The organism is Pseudomonas sp. NPDC089554, assembly GCF_050280645.1.
In the GTDB taxonomy this organism is placed as follows: Bacteria; Pseudomonadota; Gammaproteobacteria; order Pseudomonadales; family Pseudomonadaceae; genus Aquipseudomonas.
Genome location: NZ_JBNNVR010000061.1, coordinates 14342 through 33549, shown reverse-complemented (window position 1 = coordinate 33549; position 19208 = coordinate 14342). Strand labels below are relative to the sequence as shown.

Below are 19208 nucleotides of genomic sequence, written 5' to 3'. Positions count from 1 at the left end.
GGCGACCCTGCCACGGCAGATGTTCAGCGGTATTCGCGAGAACCTCAACAGTCGCCAGGTTTCCTGCCGCCCGAGCGCGCCTGGATGGACGCGATCATTGGCGAGATGGGTTACGTCGACGCCCTGCGCGAAGTCAGCCGTGAAGGCGACCAGTACAGCTGGTGGCCGGACAACGAACAAGCCGAGATGCTCAACCTGGGCTACCGGTTCGACTACCAGATCCTCACCCAGGGCCTGCGCCGCTTCGTGCGCAACGCCCGCCTGCCGCGCCAGCCACGCTTCTCGCAGCATGCGCCGCTGATCGTCGACTACGACTGGACGTTGACCATCTGAATGCAATGGGGCCGCTTCGCGCCCCTTTCACGACACAAGGCCACTGCTACAGGTTTCACATGCACCTGTGACAGTGGTCTTGCGCTGAGAAAGGGCTGCGAAGCGGCCCCAAATGTTATTTGATCGGTCGCCAGATCCAGGGGTAGCGATACGCCTTCCCTTCGTTGGCCCGCACCCCCGCCAACACGATCAGGATCAGCACCGCAACCGCCAGCACGGCGAACAGCACGAACCCGATCACCAGGAACATCAGCATGAAGCTGATGAACCCGGCGATGGTCACGTTGATCTGGAAGTTCAGCGCTTCCTTGCCCTGGGCGTCGACAAAGGGGTCGAGCTCACGCTTCCACACCCACATCACCACCGGCCCCAGCAGGTGCCCGAGCGGCACGACCAAGCCGAGCAATGCACTGAAGTGGCAGAACATCGCCCATTGCCGCACCTCGGCACGGGGCACTTCGCTGGGCAGGTTCGGGTCGCTCATGGGGCATGCCTCCTTGGCGGACAATCAGTCGGCGAGTGCCGCCTGTTGCAGGTCGAAGATCTCACTCATGCCTTTCTGCGCCAGCGCCAGCATGGCGTTGAAGTCTTCCGGCTGGAACGGCGCGCCCTCGGCGGTGCCCTGCACTTCGATGAAACCGCCGGCGCTGGTCATGACCACGTTCAGGTCGGTTTCGGCAGCGGAGTCTTCCAGGTAGTCGAGGTCGAGCACCGCTTCACCTTGGTACATGCCCACCGAAACAGCGGCGATCATGTGCTTGAGCGGGTCGCCGCCTTTCAGGCCGCCACGTTTCTTGATGACCCGCAGGGCATCGACCAGCGCCACCATGGCACCGGTGATGGACGCAGTACGGGTGCCGCCATCGGCCTGGATCACGTCGCAGTCGACGTACAGGGTGATGTCGCCCAGCTTGCTCATGTCCAGCGCAGCGCGCAGCGAGCGGCCGATCAGGCGCTGGATTTCCAGGGTACGGCCACCCTGCTTGCCACGGCTGGCCTCGCGCTGGTTACGCTCGCCAGTGGAGCGCGGCAGCATGCCGTACTCGGCGGTCAACCAACCCTGGCCCTGCCCTTTGAGGAAGCGCGGAACACCGTTCTCGACGCTGACCGTGCAGATAACCTTGGTGTCGCCGAACTCCACCAGCACCGACCCTTCGGCGTGCTTGGTGTAGTTGCGGGTGAGGCGGATCGAGCGGAGCTGATCGGCGGCGCGACCACTTGGACGTTTCATCTGGAATACCTGTACCGGGACTTGAATCTGCCGAGCATTATAGAGCCGGGCGTCCGGGGAAGACATGCCTATCGTCGCGGGCCGGTAGCCCGTCGTCTTTTCCTACTCACCCGCGCGGGGCTTTGTAAGATGGCCTGATTGGGCGCCAAGCCCGCACTGCGCTACAATCCTGCGCCTTGCAGCCGAAAGGCTTCCCCGTTCACCCGAATACGCGAGGTACTCCCCATGGTGCACAGCATGACCGCTTTCGCGCGCGTCGAACGCGCCGGCAGCCAAGGCACCCTGGCCTGGGAACTGCGCTCGGTCAACCATCGCTATCTCGAACCCCACCTGCGCCTGCCCGAAGCCCTGCGCGACCTCGAAGGCGCGGTGCGTGAAGGCCTGCGCCAAGGCATTTCGCGCGGCAAGGTCGAATGCACCCTGCGCCTGGCCGACGAGAGCACCGGCAAGCCGTTGCAGGTCGACCGCGAGCGCGCTGCGCAGCTGGTGGCCGCCGCCGAGACCGTGGCCGGGCTGATCCAGCAACCAGCCCCCCTCAACCCGCTGGAAGTCCTGGCCTGGCCAGGCGTGCTGGTGGCCGATGCAGCCGACCCACAGGCGCTCAACGCCGAGGCCATTGCGCTGTTCGACGAAGCGCTGGCCGAGCTCAAGGCCGGGCGCCAGCGCGAAGGCCAGGAACTGGCCCGTCTGATCAACGAACGCCTGGATGCGATGACTCACGAAGTCACCACCCTGCGCGCCCTGGTGCCACAGATGCTGGCCGCCCAGCGCCAGCGCATCCTCGACCGCTTCGCCGACCTGCAAGCCGAGCTCGACCCGCAGCGCCTGGAACAGGAAATGGTACTGCTGGCGCAGAAAAGCGACGTGGCCGAGGAACTCGACCGCCTCAGCACTCACGTCAACGAAGTACGCCGGGTGCTCAAGTCCGGCGGCGCCGCAGGCCGGCGCCTGGATTTCCTGATGCAGGAACTCAACCGCGAAGCCAACACCCTGGGCTCCAAAGCCTTCGACCCACGCAGCACGCAAGCGGCGGTCAACCTGAAGGTGTTGATCGAGCAGATGCGTGAACAAGTACAGAACATCGAGTAAGGCCAACCCCACCATGAACCACAGCAGCGGCACCCTCTACATCGTTTCCGCCCCGTCCGGCGCGGGCAAGACCAGCTTGGTCACGGCTCTGACCCAAGATGACAAGCACGTACGCGTCTCGGTGTCCCACACCACCCGCAACATGCGTCCGGGCGAAGAGAACGGGGTGAACTACCACTTCGTGGCCCACGAGCAATTCAAGGCGCTGATCGAGAAAGGCGACTTCCTCGAACACGCCGAGGTATTCGGCAACTTCTACGGCACCTCGCGCAGCGCGTTGCAGCAAACCCTCGACCAGGGCATCGACCTGATCCTGGAAATCGACTGGCAAGGTGCCCAGCAGGTGCGCGAGTTGATGCCCGAGGCGCTATCGATCTTCATCCTGCCGCCAAGCCAGGAGGCCCTGCGTCATCGCCTGGACAACCGCGGGCAAGACAGCGAGGAAATCATCGCTGGGCGCATGAAAGAAGCGGTCACAGAGATGGTGCACTACGACGAATACGATTACGTCATCATCAATGACGACTTCGCCGATGCGCTGCAAGACCTGAAGTCGGTGTTCCGTGCCAACCGCCTGCTGCTCAAGACGCAGCAGCAGCGCCATGGGGCGCTGCTCAAGCAGTTGGTCGGCTGAAGACCGAGCCGAGGCTATTCGCGGGCAAGCCCGCTCCTACAGGGATCACAACCATCCTGTAGGAGCGGGCTTGCCCGCGAATGGGGCGCGTAGCGGCCCCCTGCAATCAATCCTGCAACTGCAAGTTCGCCTGCTGGCGCAAGGTAGCCCCCAGGAAATACGCAGGCGCCCGCAGCCGCGACAGCATCATCAGCACGATCCCCAGCACCGAGATGATCGCCGCGATCACGAACACCAACCCCAGCCCCCCCACATGCGAGCCGCTGCCGAAATCGGGCGAGGCACTGTCGATGGCCGTGCGCACGAAAATCACCGATAGGATCGCCCCACCTGCCAGCGGGCACAGGCCACGCATCAGGAAGTGCCGCAGGCTGTCGAACAGGCTGCGGCGGAAGTACCACACGCAGGCGAACGCGGTCAGCGAATAGTAGAAGCAGATCATCATGCCCAATGCGGTGATGGTGTCGGCCAGCACGTTCTCGCTCAGGGTCCGCATGGTCACGTAGAACAGGCCTGCCGCGATGCCTGCGCAGATGGTCGCATAGCGTGGCGTCTGCGAGCGCGGGCAGACGCTGGCGAAGCGCTGCGGCACGGCGCCGTAGTAGCCCATGGCAAGCAGGGTGCGCGCCGGCGATACGAAGGTCGACTGCAACGACGCCGCAGTACTGGCCAGCACCGCGATCGACATCAGGATCGCCAGCGGCCCCATTACCGGGCCGGCCAGGTGAGCGAAGACGTTCTCCTGGATATCTGGGTTGCCCAGGCCCAGGCCTATGTCGCTGACACCCGCGAACTGCAAGGTGGCGATAGCGGTGAACAGGTAGATGCCTAGAATCAGCAGCACCGTCCAGGTGGCCGCCTTGCCCGGCACTTCATCGCTGCCGATGGACTCTTCGCTCACGGTCAGGCACACGTCCCAGCCCCAGAAGATGAAGATCGACAGCGACAGGCCCGCCGCGAATGCCGAGAACGACTCGACGCCGAACGGGTTGAACCAGGCGAAATCGAACGCCAGCGGCGGCGGCGCGGTGGTTTCGCCGAAGGCCGCAAAGCCAAAGCCGATCAGCACCAACAGCTGCAAGGCCACCAGGCCGTACTGCACGCTCATGGTGGTGCTCATGCCCCGGCAACAGATCCACACCGCCAGGGCGATGAACGCGCAGCAGGTGGTGATGTTGATCAACAAGTTGTCGGCCAGCCTGGCCAGCTCGTGGTGGCCGGTGATCTGCCCAAGGAACAGGTAGAAGAAATCGACGGCCACGCCGGCCAGGTTCGACAGCACGATGGTGGTGGCGACCACCAGCCCCCAGCCGCCGATCCAGCCGATCATCGGCCCGAAGGCGCGCGCCGACCAGGTAAAGGACGTGCCGCTGTCCGGCTCCGCCGAGTTCAGCTCACGGTAACCGAGGGCAACCAGCAGCATCGGCAGGAAGCCGACGATGAATACCGCTGGCAGGTGTGCGCCGACTTCACGCACCGTAGGGCCGAGGGCGCCGGTCAGGGTATAGACCGGGGCGATGGTGGAGATGCCCAGTACCACGCTGGCCAGCAGGCCCAGGCGGCCCTTGGCCAAGCCTTTGCTGGCACCCTTGGTGTTGCCCGAGTCGGCCGCCACATCGGGTGGGCGGCCGGCTTCTGTGTATTCGCTCATGAGTAATCGTGCCGTTGCTATTGGTATTGTTTTTTCACAGGCCTTCCGAGAAAGGCCGCTTTCACTCATTGAAAGCTTGCTGCCGGGCACTTCTCCGGTACCCGCGGGTTACACGCTGCCATCGACGTTTGGGGGCGCCATTGTAATGATGCGCAAGGACATTTGAAGGCAAATCAGCCAAAAGGCGAAAGAACGACACCTTCGCGTGAAACGACCTACACCGTGTGCAGGTACCAGTTGTATTCGAGGTCGGAAATGGACACCTCGAACTCGGCCAGCTCGCTTTCCTTGCAGGCCACGAAGATGTCGATGTAGTCCGGGCTGATGTACTGGTTCAGCACCTCGCTGTCGTCCAGCGCGCGCAGTGCATCGCGCAGGTTGTTCGGCAGGCTCTGTTCCAGTTGCTCGTAGGCATTGCCCTCGATCGGCGCGTCCGGCTCGACCTTGTTGACCAAGCCGTGATGAATGCCGGCAAGAATGGCCGCGAGCATCAGGTAAGGGTTGGCATCGGCACCGGCCACGCGGTGCTCGATACGCACGTTTTCGCGGCTGTCGGTCGGTACGCGCAGGGCCACGGTGCGGTTGTCCAGGCCCCAGCTCGGGGCGTTCGGCACGTAGAACTGGGCGCCGAAACGGCGGTACGAGTTGACGTTCGGGCAAAGGAAGGCCATCGATGCCGGCATGGTTTGCAGCGCACCGCCGATGGCGTGGCGCAGGGCCTCGCTTTGCAGCGGGTCGTCGCTGGTGAAGATGTTCTTGCCGGTGTGCTTGTCCAGCAGCGAGATATGCACGTGCAGGCCATTGCCCGCCTGGCCTGGGTAGGGCTTGGCCATGAAGGTGGAGTCCATTTCATGGTCGTAGGCGATGTTCTTGACCAGGCGCTTGAGCAGGATCGCGTAGTCGCACGCCTTGAGCGGGTCTGCCACATGGTGCAGGTTCACCTCGAACTGCGCCGGGGCGCTTTCCTTGACGATGGCATCGGCCGGCAGGCCTTGCTCCTTGGCCGCTTCGAGCATGTCTTGCAGGCAGTCGGCGTATTCGTCGAGGTCGTCGATCAGGTACACCTGGGTCGACTGCGGGCGCTTGCCGGAAATCGGCGAGCGCGGCGGCTGCGGGCGGCCGTTGAGGTTGTCCTGGTCGATCAGGTAGAACTCCAGCTCGAACGCCGCGCACACCTGAAGGCCCAGCGCGTCGAACCTGGCCACCACCTGGCGCAGCACTTCGCGTGGGTCGGCGAAGAACGGTTCGCCGTCCAGCTCGTGCATGGTCATCAGCAGCTGCGCGGTGGGGCGTTTCTGCCAAGGCTCATCGCACAAGGTCCCAGGAATCGGATGACAGATGCGGTCGGCATCGCCGATGTCCAGGCCCAGGCCGGTGCTTTCAACGGTCGAGCCGTTGATGTCCAGGGCGAACAGCGAGGCCGGCAGGTTGATGCCTTTCTCGTAGACCTTGTGCAGGCTGGCCCGCTCGATACGCTTGCCGCGCACCACGCCGTTCATGTCGGAAATCAGGAGGTCGACGAACTGGGTATCCGGGTGGGCGTCCAGGAAGTCATTCATCTCGCGGGAGGAGCTGGCGCACGGGGAGACCGACGTCATGGCTGTACATCCTTTGCTTCGAAGCGGCGATGTGGGATACGGCTGACGCCTCGAGGGCGACGATGGTTGCTGCTGTTGTTCTTTTCACTGTCCCATCGTGGGGAATCTGCCTGACTGGACGCATTGCTTCCTGTAGGCCTTTTCCACTATAAAGTGGGCTTTCACGCAACAGACATTGGCATTTCGGCAAGCAGAGCGTGCATCCATGCAATATCAGATCAACCACGCCGACCTCTCTCTCGTGCTCGCGCTGGAGCGTGGTCGCTCCCTGGCCAAGGCCGCCGAACTGCTCAAGGTCGATGTTTCCACGGTATTCCGCTCGATCCGCCGCCTGGAGTCGTCGCTGGGCACCGCGCTGTTCGTCAAGAGCCGCAAAGGCTACCTGCCCACCGACACCGCCCAGGCCCTGGCCGAGCAGGCCGAGCGCGCCGAACAGGCGCTGGACGCGGCGCGCATCGCACTGACCAGCGGCGAGCAGGTAGTGAGTGGCACGGTGCGCCTGACCTGCACCGAGGCGGTGATGCACAGCCTGCTGCTGCCAGCCCTGGCGGGTTTCATGCCGAACTACCCGGCACTGTCGCTGGAAATGGGCACCTCCAACACCTTCGCCAACCTCAGCCGCCGCGACGCCGACATCGCCCTGCGCCTGACCAACACGCCGCCGGAACACCTGGTGGGCCGCTGCCTGGGCTCGACCTCCTACGTGATCTGCGGGCTTCCCGAGTTTCGCCAACGCGTGACCGAGGCGCCCGGCAGCTTGCCGTGGATCGCGCCGGACGACTCGATGCAGGACCACCCCACCGTGGTCTGGCGCAACCAGCACCACCCCGGCCTGAGCCCGCGCTACCAGTGCAGCGGCATGTCGACCATCGCCCAACTGGTGAGCACCGGCATGGGTGTGGCCGCGCTGCCCGACTACATGGTGCATGGGCTGGCGGGTGTCGAGGCGCTGAGCGGCGCGTTGCCGGGCTGCGACACCCAGCTGTGGCTGCTGACCCGGCCGGATTGCCGTGCCCTGCGTTCGGTACAGACGCTGTTCGAGGAGCTGACCCCACGCTTGCGCGAGGCAATGTCGCGTTGAGTTTGTCGGCGGTTGCGCTGCATCCCGACAAAACAACCCTTCCCTATTGGCTGGTGATTTTTTAAACTATCGAGTCCGCCTGCCCATTTAGGGCTGCACGCCTACCGCATTTGCTACTGAGGAAGACCATGGCCCGCGTAACTGTTGAAGACTGCCTGGAACACGTGGATAACCGCTTCGAGCTGGTCATGCTCTCGACCAAGCGCGCCCGTCAGCTGGCCACCGGCGGCAAAGAGCCGCGCGTGGCATGGGAAAACGACAAGCCAACCGTCGTTGCCCTGCGTGAAATCGCCGAAGGCATCGTCACCCCTGAGTTCATCGCCGCCGAAGAGATCGTCACCGAGGATCCGGTGTTCGCTGCGTTCGAGGACGAAAACAACGAGGCTGTCTGATTCATGCCCAGTCGACGTCGTGCGGCACAAGCCCCTCTGCCTCTGCTGGAGGTGAAGCCATGCCGGGCATAGAAACCCTCGCCGAACGACTGTCGACTTATCTAGGCCCCGAGCAGGTCAACCTGGTCCGCCGGGCCTACTTCTACGCCGAACAGGCCCACGACGGGCAGCGCCGCCGCAGCGGCGAGCCTTACGTGACCCACCCGCTGGCGGTCGCCAGCATTCTCGCCGACATGCACATGGACCATCAGAGCCTGATGGCTGCCATGCTGCACGACGTGATCGAAGACACCGGTATCGCCAAGGAAGCCTTGAGCCAGCAATTCGGCGAAACCGTCGCCGAGCTGGTCGATGGGGTCAGCAAGCTGACCCAGATGAACTTCGAGACCAAGGCCGAGGCGCACGCCGAGAACTTCCAGAAAATGGCCATGGCCATGGCCCGCGATATTCGCGTGATCCTGGTCAAGCTGGCCGACCGCCTGCACAACATGCGCACCCTGGAAGTGCTGTCCGGCGAAAAGCGTCGGCGCATCGCCAAGGAAACCCTGGAAATCTACGTCCCCACGCCAACCGCCTGGGCATGCATACGGTGCGCGTAGAGTTCGAAGACCTTGGCTTCAAGGCCATGCACCCGATGCGCTCCTCGCTCATCAACCGAGCGGTAAAAAGTGCACGGGGCAACCGCAAGGAAATCGTCACCAAGATCGAGCATTCGCTGGTCAACTGCCTGTCTGCAGACGGCATCGAGGGCGAGGTCAGCGGCCGCCAGAAACACCTCTATGGCATCTACAAGAAGATGCGCGGCAAGCGCCGCGCCTTCAACGAGATCATGGATGTGTACGCCTTCCGCATCGTCGTCGACAAGGTCGACACCTGCTACCGCGTGCTGGGCGCCGTGCATAACCTGTACAAGCCGCTGCCGGGGCGCTTCAAGGACTACATCGCGATCCCCAAGGCCAACGGCTACCAGTCGTTGCACACCACGTTGTTCGGCATGCATGGCGTGCCTATCGAAATCCAGATTCGCACCCGCGAAATGGAGGAGCTGGCCAACAACGGCATCGCCGCGCACTGGCTGTACAAGTCCAACGAAGACGAGCAGCCCAAGGGCAGCCACGCCCGCGCCCGCCAGTGGGTCAAGGGCATTCTCGAGTTGCAGCAGCGTGCCGGCAACTCGCTGGAATTCATCGAAAGCGTGAAGATCGACCTGTTCCCGGACGAGGTCTACGTGTTCACGCCCAAGGGCCGGATCATGGAGCTGCCCAAAGGCTCCACGGCCGTCGACTTCGCCTACGCGGTGCACACCGATGTCGGCAACAGCTGCATCGCCTGCCGCATCAACCGCCGCCTGGCGCCGTTGTCCGAACCGCTGCAAAGCGGCTCGACGGTCGAGATCGTCAGCGCCCCCGGCGCGCGCCCGAACCCGGCCTGGCTGAACTTCGTGGTCACCGGCAAGGCGCGCACGCACATTCGCCATGCCCTCAAGCAACAACGCCGCTCCGAGTCGATCAGCCTTGGCGAGCGCCTGCTGAACAAGGTGCTGACCGGTTTCGACAGCAGCCTGGAAAAGATTCCCCAGGAGCGCATCCAGTCGATCCTCGACGAATACCGCCTGGAGCTGGTCGAAGACCTGCTCGAAGACATCGGCCTGGGCAACCGCATGGCCTACGTGGTCGCCCGGCGCCTGCTGTCCACCGAAGGCGAGCAACTGCCAAGCCCCGAAGGCCCGCTGGCCATCCGCGGTACCGAAGGGCTGGTGCTCAGCTATGCCAAGTGCTGCACGCCGATTCCGGGCGACCCGATCGTCGGCCACCTGTCGGCGGGCAAGGGCATGGTCGTGCACCTGGAAGACTGTCGCAACATCAGTGAAATCCGCCATAACCCAGAGAAGTGCGTACAGCTTTCCTGGGCCAAGGATGTCACCGGCGAGTTCAACGTCGAACTGCGCGTCGAGCTGGAGCACCAGCGCGGCCTGATCGCCCTGCTGGCCAGTAGCGTGAATGCCGCCGACGGCAACATCGAGAAGATCAGCATGGACGAACGCGACGGTCGCGTCAGCGTGGTCCAACTGGTGGTCAGCGTACGCGACCGCGTGCACCTGGCCCGCGTGATCAAGAAGCTGCGCACCTTGACCGGCGTGGTCCGCATCACCCGCATGCGTGCGTAGTCCCGTCAACCGCAAGGAGTCAACATGACCAAGACCGTTATCAACAGCGACAAGGCCCCCGCCGCCATCGGCACCTACTCCCAGGCGATCAAGGCTGGCAATACCGTGTACATGTCGGGGCAGATCCCGCTGGACCCGAAAACCATGGAACTGGTCGAAGGCTTCGAGGCGCAGACCGTGCAGGTCTTCGAGAACCTCAAGTCGGTGGCCGAAGCCGCTGGCGGTTCGTTCAAGGACATCGTCAAGCTGAACATCTTCCTCACCGACCTGAGCCACTTCGCCAAGGTCAACGAGGTCATGGGTCGCTATTTCGAGCAGCCCTACCCGGCCCGCGCCGCGATCGGCGTTGCCGCCCTGCCCAAGGGTGCGCAGGTCGAAATGGACGCCATCCTCGTCCTCGAGTGATGCCCCTGGCGGGCCCTGCGCCCGCCATCTTCTCTGCCCCAAGGTTCCCCCACTATGCGTCATGCCCTGCCCCTCGCGCTGGCAGCCCTGCTACTGGGCGGCTGCGCCAGCCACAAACCTGAAGACTTCAACGGCACCTGGATCAACCAGGAAGCCATCGATGCCGCCGCCAAGGGCACCAGCCTGCGCCAGGCCCTGAGCGAGCACGGCCCGGTATTGGAATGGAAGATCGATACCGCCAACCAGCAAGCCAGCTACAGCAATGGCTTCGAAGCCGCTGACGGCAGCCTGGTTGCGTCAGAGGACCAATGGCAAGCCAACTTCGCCGGTGGCCAGAGCGCGGAGCTGACGCTCGACGGCAAGGAACTGGAGGCCACCAGCCAATCCGGCACCAAGCAGGTCTTCGCGCGCAGCGAGCCGCAGCCTGCGAGCAACACGCCGCTGGGCAGCACCTTCGAGAAAGCCTTGTACAAAGCCTACCTGGGCGGTGACTGGAAAATCGTCGAAGGCCAGGGCCAAGGCGCCGTCGTGCGCTTTACCGACAACGGCACGGTCAGCGGCCTGCCCGGCCCGGACCGCTACGCCCTGTGCCTGGCAGGCGATTGCGCGACCATGGGCGCCGGCAACGACAGCCTGTGGCTGGAGCGCGACCAGCGCGGTGCGCCGTGGATTTTCAAGCGCGATGGCGACACGCTGGAAATCTTCCAGGCGCAGAACACCGCGCAGCCGGATGAGATGCCACAGCTGGCGCCAGGCGCGCGGCAGTGGGTACTGGAGAAGGACTGATCACGAGGCCGCTGGTCACAGCGGCCTCACTGAACCGACAGGTTACGCGCCGGCCAAGATCGCCGCGTACCCTTCCTTGTAACTCGCATACTGCGGCGCCCAGCCCAATGCCCGTGCGCGGGCATTGCTGCAACGCTTGCTGCCGGTACGCCGCACGCGCTGCTCGTCCGACCATTCGGTGACGCCCAGGTACCCACGCAACCAGGCCACCACATCGGCCAGTGGCGCAGGGTCGTCATCCACGCCGATGTAGCAGTCGTCCAGCGCCACGCCATCGGCGTCGGCCTGGAGCAGGAACGCCAGCAGCCCGGCGGCATCCTCGGCATGGATGCGGTTGCCATACAGCGGCGGCTCTTCAGCAACGCGGTAGCCCTGGCGCACCTGGCTGAGCAGCCACTCGCGGCCTGGGCCATAGATGCCTGTCAGGCGAACCACGCTCGCAGGAATGCCGCTGTGCAGTGCCAACTGCTCGGCTTCGAGCATCACCCGCCCCGAATAGCCTTCAGGCGTGGTTGGCGCATCTTCCTCGATCCATTCACCGCCCTGCTGCGCATACACGCTGCTGCTGGACACGAACAGCAGCCGACGCGGACGCTGGCCTTTCTGCGCAAGCCACGCCAACACATTGCGCAGCCCCTGCACGTAGGCGGCCTGGTAGCCGGCTTCGTCGTGCTGGCTGGCCGCCACGCAGTACACCAGGTAGTCCGGCGCCTGCTCAGGCCATGTGGCCGGTATGCCAGGCTCGCTCAAATCCGCCGCCACCGGGTTCACGCCCTGGGGCAGTTGCTCGATCGAACGCCGCAACCCCGAAACCTGCCAGCCCTGCGCAAGCAGGCGACGCGCCAGGCGACCGCCGACATCCCCACAGCCGACGACCAACGCCGATAAACCCGACATCACGAAACTCCATTGCCGAAGACCATGAGAAATTCTGCGGCAGTTTCGCCTCTACAGCGAAGCGTTTTTTGCAGTGTCACTTGAGCGACACAGGCCCGGCATCGATACGCACACGGAACAGGCTGTAGGGTTTGACCCGCTTGTCGACGCCTTCATGAAAGCCCGGTTGGCGATGCACCTGGTTGGCGGTGACGTAGATAAACCCATCGCGTGCTACAGAGAGCGTGTCCGGCCACAGCAGCCGCGGGTCATGGGCAATCGTCGTCCAGGCGCCATCGACTTCGCGACGACGGATCGCGTTGTGTTCGTAGTCGGTGACGTAGACACGCCCTTTGTCATCGGCCTCCAGCCCATCGGAGGCACCCTTTTCTCCCAGGTCGACGACCGCAGCGGCCAGCACCTCGGGCGTGACCTTCGGATCTCGTAATAGCGCGGTTGGCACCGAATACAGGTGTCGGCTGGACAGCGGCGAGTAATACAGCGTCTCGCCATCGGCCGACAGCGCGATGCCATCGGCGGCCACGCGAAACGGCAGGCGCTTGCCAGACGTCGGGCGCAGCAACATGACCTCACCCTCGACCACCGGGATGAACGCCGGGTCGACATCCGTCGAAACATGCCCATTCAACACACGTCGGCTTTGCCCGCTGTCGAGATCGACGACGATGATCCCACCGGGGCCACTGAGCGAAGAGTCAGTCAGGTAGGCCACCCCCGCCTTGCCATGGCGCAGGTCGAAGCGAACGTCGTTCACGTAGCTGGTTGCAATCGCGACATCGGCTGGGAAGACGATGCGCTTGACCACCGCGCCGGTCGCCAGGTCGACCGCCATCATCTTCGCTGCGTCCGGAATCGGCGGGCCGAAGGAAGGCGAGGCGGTGTCGAGCATCCACAGCCGATCGGCGGGGTCGACCACCACGCTTTGCACGCTGCTCAGCGTCGCACCGGGGCTTGCGGGGTCGAAGCGGTTCGTCGCGGCATCGGGAAAGGGCACCAGCTTGCCGTCGCGAATTTCGGCAACGGTCGCCGGAACGTCGTCGCCCCAGCGCGGAAAATTGACGAAGATGCGCCCCTGGGCAGACACCGTCACCCCGGTCGGCATGGCGTCGTGGAAGGCGAACACCGGCTCGAGTGCCCCAATGCTCTGCTCAGTGGGCAAAGGCTGCCCCTGGCCTAGTAGCGCAGGCTGAACAAAAGCAACCAGCAATGCTGCGCCAGCGGCGAGCGTAGTCGAGGTAAAGCGCGTCATGGTCGCTCCTTCGCACAAAGTAATGGGTGCCATCAGCGCCCTGCCCCTCAGGAATCCAAGGCGCTGCTGTATCGAACGGCGGCCTAGGCGTAGATGGCCTCGTTCGACCATTGCCCCTCAGGTTGCGAATGCAAGCGCCAGAATGCCTGCGCCACCTCTGTCGCCTCTGGCGAGTCCGGCCCCACCAGGCGGCCGACAGTGACCGTGGCCACGTGCACCCCTTGGCGTTTCAGCGGGCCGAACAGGGCAAATGCCAAGGCGCGCAGGCCCGCCTTGCCGACGCTGAGCGTCAGGAAGTCTCCCGAGGGTTCTACCCCGAAACCTCCGCCGGTGAGCAGCACGCTGCTGTCCGGCTTGCCCGACAGCAGCGGCAATGCGGCCTGCACGGCAGCCATCGCACCTATCAGGTTGACCTGGGTGTCCGAGACCAACGAAGCAGGCGACTCGGCCTCGAGCGGGCGCGCCAGCAACTGCCCCTGCGTGTCGTAGTGCAGGACACCGGCGTTGTAGTGCAGTACATGCAGGTCGTCGCCAATGCGCTGAACCAGCTCGAAAATGGATTGCGTGTCGCTGACATCCACCGCCTCGACCGAAGCCGACAGGCCTTCAGCCTCCAACTGCTCGACCAGGCCCTTCAGGCGCTGGGTGTTTCGCGACGCGAGCACCACATGATAGCCCTCGCGCCCGAACTGCCGGGCGGTAGCCAGGCCGATACCCGGCCCAGCGCCCAGAATGAGCATTTTCTTAGCCATGGGCCTTACTCCTGCAATTCTGCCAGTTCGATGAGGTTGCCCCACGGGTCGGCCAGGAACGCCAGGCGGCGCTTGATCACCGGTAACTCGAAGGGTTCGGTGACGATGGTGACGCCACGCTTACGCAGTTCGGCGACGGTGGCATCGATGTCGTCGACGTTCAGGCAGTAGTGGTGGTAGCCGGCCAGGCGCAGGCTGTCGCCGAGGTCTTGGTAGACCGGCTTGGGCACCGGGTGCGGGTTGCCATCACCGAGGATTTCGATGAAGAAGTTGTCGTCAGTGGCCGGGGCCAGATAGGCCAGACGCTGGTCGGCATAGGGCCACTCACGAATGACGCGGAAATCGAGCTTTTCCACGTACCAACGCTTGGCGGCTTCGAAGTCCGGCACACGCACGGCAACGTGATGGCCTTTCATGGAGGCGAACGGGCTGGCAGTGTTCTGGGCTGGCATGGTGGAACTCCTCTTTGCATTGTCGGTTGCGGCGTGGGCGCTTCCCGCCAGGCCCACTTGGGACACGAGCGTCCCCAGAACGACCAGGGCGAGGAATCGGAATGGCTTGATAGACATGGTGCAAACTCCTGGTTTGCCGTGGCCGCCAACCCATCGCTGGCGGTAGGCAAAGCATAAGCACCGCACATAAATGATTTAATCTCCGCTATTGTTGATGAACAATGAACCACGAGGAATCAATCAAACGATGAGCACCCGGAAAACCACAGCGCTGGAAGCCGGGTCGGCCTCGATTCACCTGCCGTCACTACTGGCGTTCGAATGCGTGGCTCGACACCTGAATTTCGCCCGTGCCGCCACTGAGCTGGAGGTCACCCCAACGGCCATTTCCAAGACGGTGAAACAGTTGGAGGCGCAGCTGGGCGTGCGCTTGTTCAACCGCACCACGCGCAGCGTCGCGCTCAGCGAGCCGGGGGCGCAGTTGCTGAGTACGCTGGCACCTGCGCTGGAGCAGATACGTCACTCGGTGACCAGCGTCAGCGACACCTTCACCCAGCCCTACGGCAACCTGCGCATCAATGCCTCGTTCGTCGCCCACGCCTCGTTGATCGAGCCGCACCTGGCCGGTTTTCTTGCCCAACACCCAAACATCAACCTGGAAGTGTCGCTGGACAACCGGCTCAGCGACATCGTCGCCGCGGGCTTCGATGCCGGCATCCGCCTGGGCCACGCGCTGCACCAGGACATGGTGGCCGTACCGATCGGGCCCGTACAGCGGCGGCTGGTGGTAGCCTCGCCCAGCTACCTGGCAGCGAATGCCACCCCGCGATACCCGCAGGATCTGCTGCAACACCCTTGCATCCGCCAGCGGCTGTCCACGGGCGAGCGCTTTTTCGAGTGGGTGTTCCAGGTCGATGAGCAGCCGATCACCGTCGATGTGACAGGCCGCCTGGTCTTCGACGAAATGCGCGCAGTGCTCGGCGCCGCCCGGCAGGGGTGCGGGTTCGCCTATGTATTCGAGCAGTTCGCCCGCTCGGCCATCGAGACAGGCGAGCTGATACCGGTGCTCGAAACGTACTCCCCGCCGTCGGAATCCTTCTATCTTTACTACCCGACCCGCACGATGACGTCGGGGAAGCTGCGGGTATTCGTCGAGTTCCTGCGCACCCTCGGCGAGGTGGGCTAGACGATCAACGGCAAAGATGTCAGGAAAAAAAGCAACATTATTACTTCTGTTAACAAGAATTACTTGCAATAATGCCGCACTGTCAGTTCTCGGCCCACCTCGAGGCCGTGGAGAACACTACTTTCTTTTCTTCATCAGGTCCGGCCAGCATGACTCGTACTCAACCTTCCGCTTCGCCAACCACGTCGCGCGCTTGGCGCGCCATTGCCGCGCTGCTGTTCAGCCTGGTGCTGGCCCCGGCCGCCATGGCTGAAGAGCCCGCTGCCAACGGCGCCACCGCGCCTGCTGCCGCTGCTGCTCCAGCTACTCCGGCAGCACCAGGCACCGAGCAGCCGGCCGTCGACGCCACGGCTCCAGCGGACGCACAGGCCCCGGTAGGCGAAAACGTCGAAGCGCTGGTCGAGGACACCACCCTGGGCATGGCCCATGACCTGTCCCCATGGGGCATGTACCAGAACGCCGATATCGTGGTGAAGGCCGTGATGATCGGCCTGGTCATCGCCTCGATCATCACCTGGACCATCTGGATCGCCAAAGGCTTCGAGCTGCTGGGCGCCAAGCGTCGCCTGCGCGGCGAAATCGCCTTGCTGAAGAAATCCGCCAGCCTCAAAGAAGCCAGCGACGTCACCAACAAGGAAGGCACCCTGGCCCACACCCTGGTGCATGACGCCCTCGAGGAAATGCGCCTGTCGGCCAACACCCGCGAGAAAGAAGGCATCAAGGAACGCGTCAGCTTCCGCCTGGAGCGCCTGGTCGCCGCCAGCGGCCGCAGCATGAGCACTGGCACCGGCATGCTCGCCACCATCGGCTCCACCGCGCCCTTCGTCGGCCTGTTCGGTACCGTGTGGGGCATCATGAACAGCTTCATCGGCATCGCCAAGACCCAGACCACCAACCTGGCCGTGGTCGCCCCCGGCATCGCCGAGGCCTTGCTGGCCACCGCCCTGGGCCTGGTCGCAGCGATTCCGGCCGTGGTCATCTACAACGTCTTCGCCCGCTCCATCGCCGGCTACAAGGCGCAGGTGTCCGACGCATCGGCCCAGGTACTGCTGCTGGTCAGCCGTGACCTGGACCACCAGGCTGGCGAACGCGCCGCCCCGCACATGGTGAAAGTGGGGTAAGCCATGGGCCTGCATCTCAACGAAGGTGGCGACGACCTCGCCGAAAACCACGAAATCAACGTCACGCCGTTCATCGACGTGATGCTGGTACTGCTGATCATCTTCATGGTTGCCGCGCCCCTGGCCACGGTCGACATCAAGGTCGACCTGCCGGCCTCGAGCGCCAAGCCCGCGCCGAGGCCCGAGAAGCCGGTGTTCGTCAGCGTCAAGGCCGACAAGATGCTCTACGTCGGCGACGACGCGGTGGCACAGCGCGAACAGCTTGGCGCCATGCTCGACGCCAAGACCAAGGGCGACAAGGAAACCACCATCTTCTTCCAGGCCGACAAGGGTGTTGACTACGGCGACCTGATGGAAGTGATGAACACCATGCGTGCCGCAGGCTACCTGAAGGTCGGCCTGGTCGGTCTCGAGACGGCAGCCAAGAAATGACGAAGACGCGCTCCAACCTGGCGCGCTATAGCGGCAGCCTGGCGATCGTCTTGGCATTGCATGCCGTCGCCGTGCTGCTGACGCTCAACTGGTCGGTGCCGCAAGCCATCGAACTGCCCCCGGCAGCGATGATGGTCGAGCTGGCACCGGTGCCTGAGCCCGCGCCGCCACCACCGCCCAAAGTCGTCCCTCCGCCGCCGGCACCGGTCGAAGAACCGCCGCTGCCCAAGCTCGTGGAGGCGCCAAAACCGAAAATCGCCATCGCCAAGCCGAACCCCAAGCCCAAGCCACAGCCGCCCAAGCCTGAGAAGAAGCCAGAGCCGCCGAAGGACGAACCACCGTCCAAGGAAGAAGTGGCCGACACGCCGCCAAGCAACCGCCCGCCGGAGAAGTCCGCAGCACCGGCGCCGAGCATCGCGGCCAGCAGCAATGCCCTGCCCAGCTGGCAGAGCGACCTGCTGCGCCACCTGGCGAAGTACAAGAAGTACCCGGACGACGCTCGCCGTCGTGGCTTGCAAGGGATCAACCGCCTGCGCTTCGTGGTCGACGCCGAAGGCAAGGTCGTCTCGTATGCGCTGGCTGGCGGCTCAGGCAGCGCTGCGCTGGACCGCGCCACGATGGAGATGATCCGCCGTGCCGGTACCGTGCCGAAGCCGCCGGCGGAATTGCTGACCAATGGCACGATCGAAGTTGTAGCACCGTTCGTCTACTCGCTGGATAAACGCTGACAACTTTGCTTCTGTCACAAAACGGCAAGTCTGATAACGTGCGTCTATCGATTGCACCCGCTATGCTGGGCCCGCAACTTCATGGACGCACGTTATGACCCTCACAGAACTCCGTTATATCGTCACACTCGCCCAGGAGCAGCACTTCGGCCATGCCGCCGAGCGTTGCCATGTCAGCCAGCCGACCCTGTCGGTCGGTGTGAAGAAGCTTGAGGACGAGCTGGGCGTGCTGATCTTCGAACGCAGCAAGAGCGCCGTGCGCCTGACCCCGGTCGGCGAAAGCATCGTCGCCCAGGCGCAGAAGGTCCTCGAACAGGCCCAAGGCATTCGTGAACTGGCGCAGGCTGGCAAGAACCAGCTCACCGCGCCGCTCAAGGTCGGTGCCATCTATACCGTCGGCCCTTACCTGTTCCCCCACCTGATCCCGCAACTGCACCGCGTAGCCCCGCAGATGCCGTTGTACATCGAGGAAAACTTCACCCATGTGCTGCGTGAAAAGCTGCGCAACGGTGAACTCGATGCGGTGATCATCGCGCTGCCGTTCAACGAAGCGGACGTGCTCACCCTGCCGCTGTACGACGAACCTTTCTGCGCCCTGATGCCCAGCGACCACCCCTGGACCGCGCGCAAGACCATCGACACTGGCATGCTCAACGACAAGAGCCTGCTGCTGCTGGGAGAGGGCCACTGCTTCCGCGACCAGGTGCTGGAAGCCTGCCCAACGCTGAACAAAGGCAGCGAAGCCGCCAAGCACACCACGGTGGAATCCAGCTCGCTGGAAACCATCCGCCATATGGTCGCCTCGGGCCTGGGCGTTTCGATCCTGCCGCTGTCGGCGGTCCACAGCCACCACTACGCACCTGGGGTCATCGAGGTTCGCCCGCTGACGCCGCCAGCGCCCTTCCGCACCGTGGCCATCGCCTGGCGCGCGAGCTTCCCGCGGCCAAAAGCCATCGAGATCCTCGCCGACTCGATTCGCCTGTGCTCCGTGGCCAAGGCGCCCGTGGAACAACCGGCCTGAGCC

Annotated in this window: 19 protein-coding genes and 2 pseudogenes; 13 read left to right on the top strand and 8 right to left on the bottom strand. The window is 64.0% G+C overall.

Going from position 1 to position 19208, the window contains the following annotated elements; translation table 11 throughout:
• Nucleotides 1-333: pseudogene (locus ACQKPE_RS17725) on the top strand (exodeoxyribonuclease III); the annotation flags it as partial.
• 115 nt (nucleotides 334-448) lie between these two features.
• Here ACQKPE_RS17725 and ACQKPE_RS17720 read toward each other — a convergent pair.
• Entirely contained in the window at nucleotides 449-817 is a 369-nt protein-coding gene (locus ACQKPE_RS17720) for a DUF4870 domain-containing protein (protein WP_427667851.1), read from the bottom strand.
• A gap of 24 nt (nucleotides 818-841) precedes the next feature.
• Nucleotides 842-1564: a ribonuclease PH gene (rph, locus tag ACQKPE_RS17715; RefSeq protein WP_427667849.1), complete on the bottom strand. Its 723-nt coding sequence runs from the start codon at nucleotides 1562-1564 to the stop codon at nucleotides 842-844.
• A 225-nt stretch (nucleotides 1565-1789) separates the two neighbouring features.
• Between rph and ACQKPE_RS17710 the strand changes: the two genes are divergently transcribed.
• Together ACQKPE_RS17710 and gmk are read left to right on the top strand one after the other, a co-directional pair.
• Nucleotides 1790-2653, top strand: coding sequence for a YicC/YloC family endoribonuclease (locus ACQKPE_RS17710; protein ID WP_427667847.1), 864 nt, complete (start codon nucleotides 1790-1792; stop codon nucleotides 2651-2653).
• A 13-nt stretch (nucleotides 2654-2666) separates the two neighbouring features.
• The gene (gene gmk, locus ACQKPE_RS17705) at nucleotides 2667-3287 is read left to right on the top strand and encodes a guanylate kinase (protein ID WP_427667845.1); all 621 of its coding nucleotides are present in this window, start codon (nucleotides 2667-2669) and stop codon (nucleotides 3285-3287) included.
• Nucleotides 3288-3393: 106 nt separating this feature from the next.
• On the opposite strand, the gene ACQKPE_RS17700 is transcribed toward gmk, so the two are convergent.
• Together ACQKPE_RS17700 and ACQKPE_RS17695 are read right to left on the bottom strand one after the other, a co-directional pair.
• The gene (locus ACQKPE_RS17700; RefSeq protein ID WP_427667843.1) at nucleotides 3394-4938 is read right to left on the bottom strand and encodes an APC family permease; all 1545 of its coding nucleotides are present in this window, start codon (nucleotides 4936-4938) and stop codon (nucleotides 3394-3396) included.
• A gap of 215 nt (nucleotides 4939-5153) precedes the next feature.
• Nucleotides 5154-6536, bottom strand: coding sequence for a glutamine synthetase family protein (locus tag ACQKPE_RS17695; RefSeq protein ID WP_427667842.1), 1383 nt, complete (start codon nucleotides 6534-6536; stop codon nucleotides 5154-5156).
• A gap of 205 nt (nucleotides 6537-6741) precedes the next feature.
• On the opposite strand from ACQKPE_RS17695, the gene ACQKPE_RS17690 reads away from it, so the two are divergent.
• The 5 genes and pseudogenes from ACQKPE_RS17690 (at nucleotide 6742) to ACQKPE_RS17670 (ending at nucleotide 11367) form a co-directional block, all read left to right on the top strand.
• Entirely contained in the window at nucleotides 6742-7617 is an 876-nt protein-coding gene (locus ACQKPE_RS17690) for a LysR family transcriptional regulator (protein ID WP_427667840.1), read from the top strand.
• A gap of 128 nt (nucleotides 7618-7745) precedes the next feature.
• Nucleotides 7746-8009 carry a DNA-directed RNA polymerase subunit omega gene (rpoZ, locus tag ACQKPE_RS17685; protein WP_008091595.1) on the top strand — a complete coding sequence of 88 codons (264 nt, stop codon included), beginning with the start codon at nucleotides 7746-7748 and terminating at the stop codon, nucleotides 8007-8009.
• Between the two features lie 59 nt (nucleotides 8010-8068).
• Nucleotides 8069-10176: pseudogene (spoT, locus tag ACQKPE_RS17680) on the top strand (bifunctional GTP diphosphokinase/guanosine-3',5'-bis pyrophosphate 3'-pyrophosphohydrolase).
• 24 nt (nucleotides 10177-10200) lie between these two features.
• Nucleotides 10201-10581, top strand: a complete 381-nt coding sequence (locus ACQKPE_RS17675; RefSeq protein ID WP_375098558.1) for a RidA family protein — start codon at nucleotides 10201-10203, stop codon at nucleotides 10579-10581.
• Nucleotides 10582-10635: 54 nt separating this feature from the next.
• Nucleotides 10636-11367 (top strand): hypothetical protein, encoded by a 732-nt coding sequence (locus ACQKPE_RS17670; RefSeq protein WP_427667838.1) that lies wholly within the window; start codon nucleotides 10636-10638, stop codon nucleotides 11365-11367.
• Between the two features lie 42 nt (nucleotides 11368-11409).
• Here the strand turns inward: ACQKPE_RS17670 and ACQKPE_RS17665 are convergent, their stop codons facing one another.
• From ACQKPE_RS17665 to ACQKPE_RS17650, 4 genes are all read right to left on the bottom strand, one after another.
• The gene (locus ACQKPE_RS17665) at nucleotides 11410-12264 is read right to left on the bottom strand and encodes an SDR family oxidoreductase (RefSeq protein ID WP_427667837.1); all 855 of its coding nucleotides are present in this window, start codon (nucleotides 12262-12264) and stop codon (nucleotides 11410-11412) included.
• Between the two features lie 76 nt (nucleotides 12265-12340).
• Complete coding sequence (locus ACQKPE_RS17660; RefSeq protein ID WP_427667835.1) at nucleotides 12341-13513, bottom strand: L-dopachrome tautomerase-related protein; 1173 nt, start codon at nucleotides 13511-13513, stop codon at nucleotides 12341-12343.
• Between the two features lie 83 nt (nucleotides 13514-13596).
• The gene (locus tag ACQKPE_RS17655) at nucleotides 13597-14265 is read right to left on the bottom strand and encodes an SDR family NAD(P)-dependent oxidoreductase (RefSeq protein ID WP_427667833.1); all 669 of its coding nucleotides are present in this window, start codon (nucleotides 14263-14265) and stop codon (nucleotides 13597-13599) included.
• Nucleotides 14266-14270: 5 nt separating this feature from the next.
• On the bottom strand, nucleotides 14271-14717 hold the full coding sequence (locus ACQKPE_RS17650) for a VOC family protein (protein WP_427667831.1): 447 nt from the start codon (nucleotides 14715-14717) through the stop codon (nucleotides 14271-14273).
• A 247-nt stretch (nucleotides 14718-14964) separates the two neighbouring features.
• Here ACQKPE_RS17650 and ACQKPE_RS17645 point away from each other — a divergent pair, with 247 nt between their 5' ends.
• From ACQKPE_RS17645 to ACQKPE_RS17625, 5 genes are all read left to right on the top strand, one after another.
• Complete coding sequence (locus ACQKPE_RS17645; RefSeq protein WP_427667830.1) at nucleotides 14965-15903, top strand: LysR family transcriptional regulator; 939 nt, start codon at nucleotides 14965-14967, stop codon at nucleotides 15901-15903.
• A gap of 149 nt (nucleotides 15904-16052) precedes the next feature.
• Nucleotides 16053-17024, top strand: a complete 972-nt coding sequence (exbB, locus tag ACQKPE_RS17640; protein WP_427667828.1) for a tonB-system energizer ExbB — start codon at nucleotides 16053-16055, stop codon at nucleotides 17022-17024.
• Between the two features lie 3 nt (nucleotides 17025-17027).
• The gene (gene exbD / locus ACQKPE_RS17635; RefSeq protein ID WP_375098554.1) at nucleotides 17028-17456 is read left to right on the top strand and encodes a TonB system transport protein ExbD; all 429 of its coding nucleotides are present in this window, start codon (nucleotides 17028-17030) and stop codon (nucleotides 17454-17456) included.
• Nucleotides 17453-18184, top strand: a complete 732-nt coding sequence (locus tag ACQKPE_RS17630; RefSeq protein ID WP_427667826.1) for an energy transducer TonB — start codon at nucleotides 17453-17455, stop codon at nucleotides 18182-18184. The genes exbD and ACQKPE_RS17630 overlap by 4 nt, the downstream gene beginning before the upstream one ends.
• A 94-nt stretch (nucleotides 18185-18278) precedes the next feature.
• A complete protein-coding gene (locus ACQKPE_RS17625; protein WP_427667824.1) occupies nucleotides 18279-19205 on the top strand; it encodes a LysR substrate-binding domain-containing protein in 927 nt (308 codons plus the stop codon).
• Nucleotides 19206-19208: the final 3 nt, after the last annotated feature.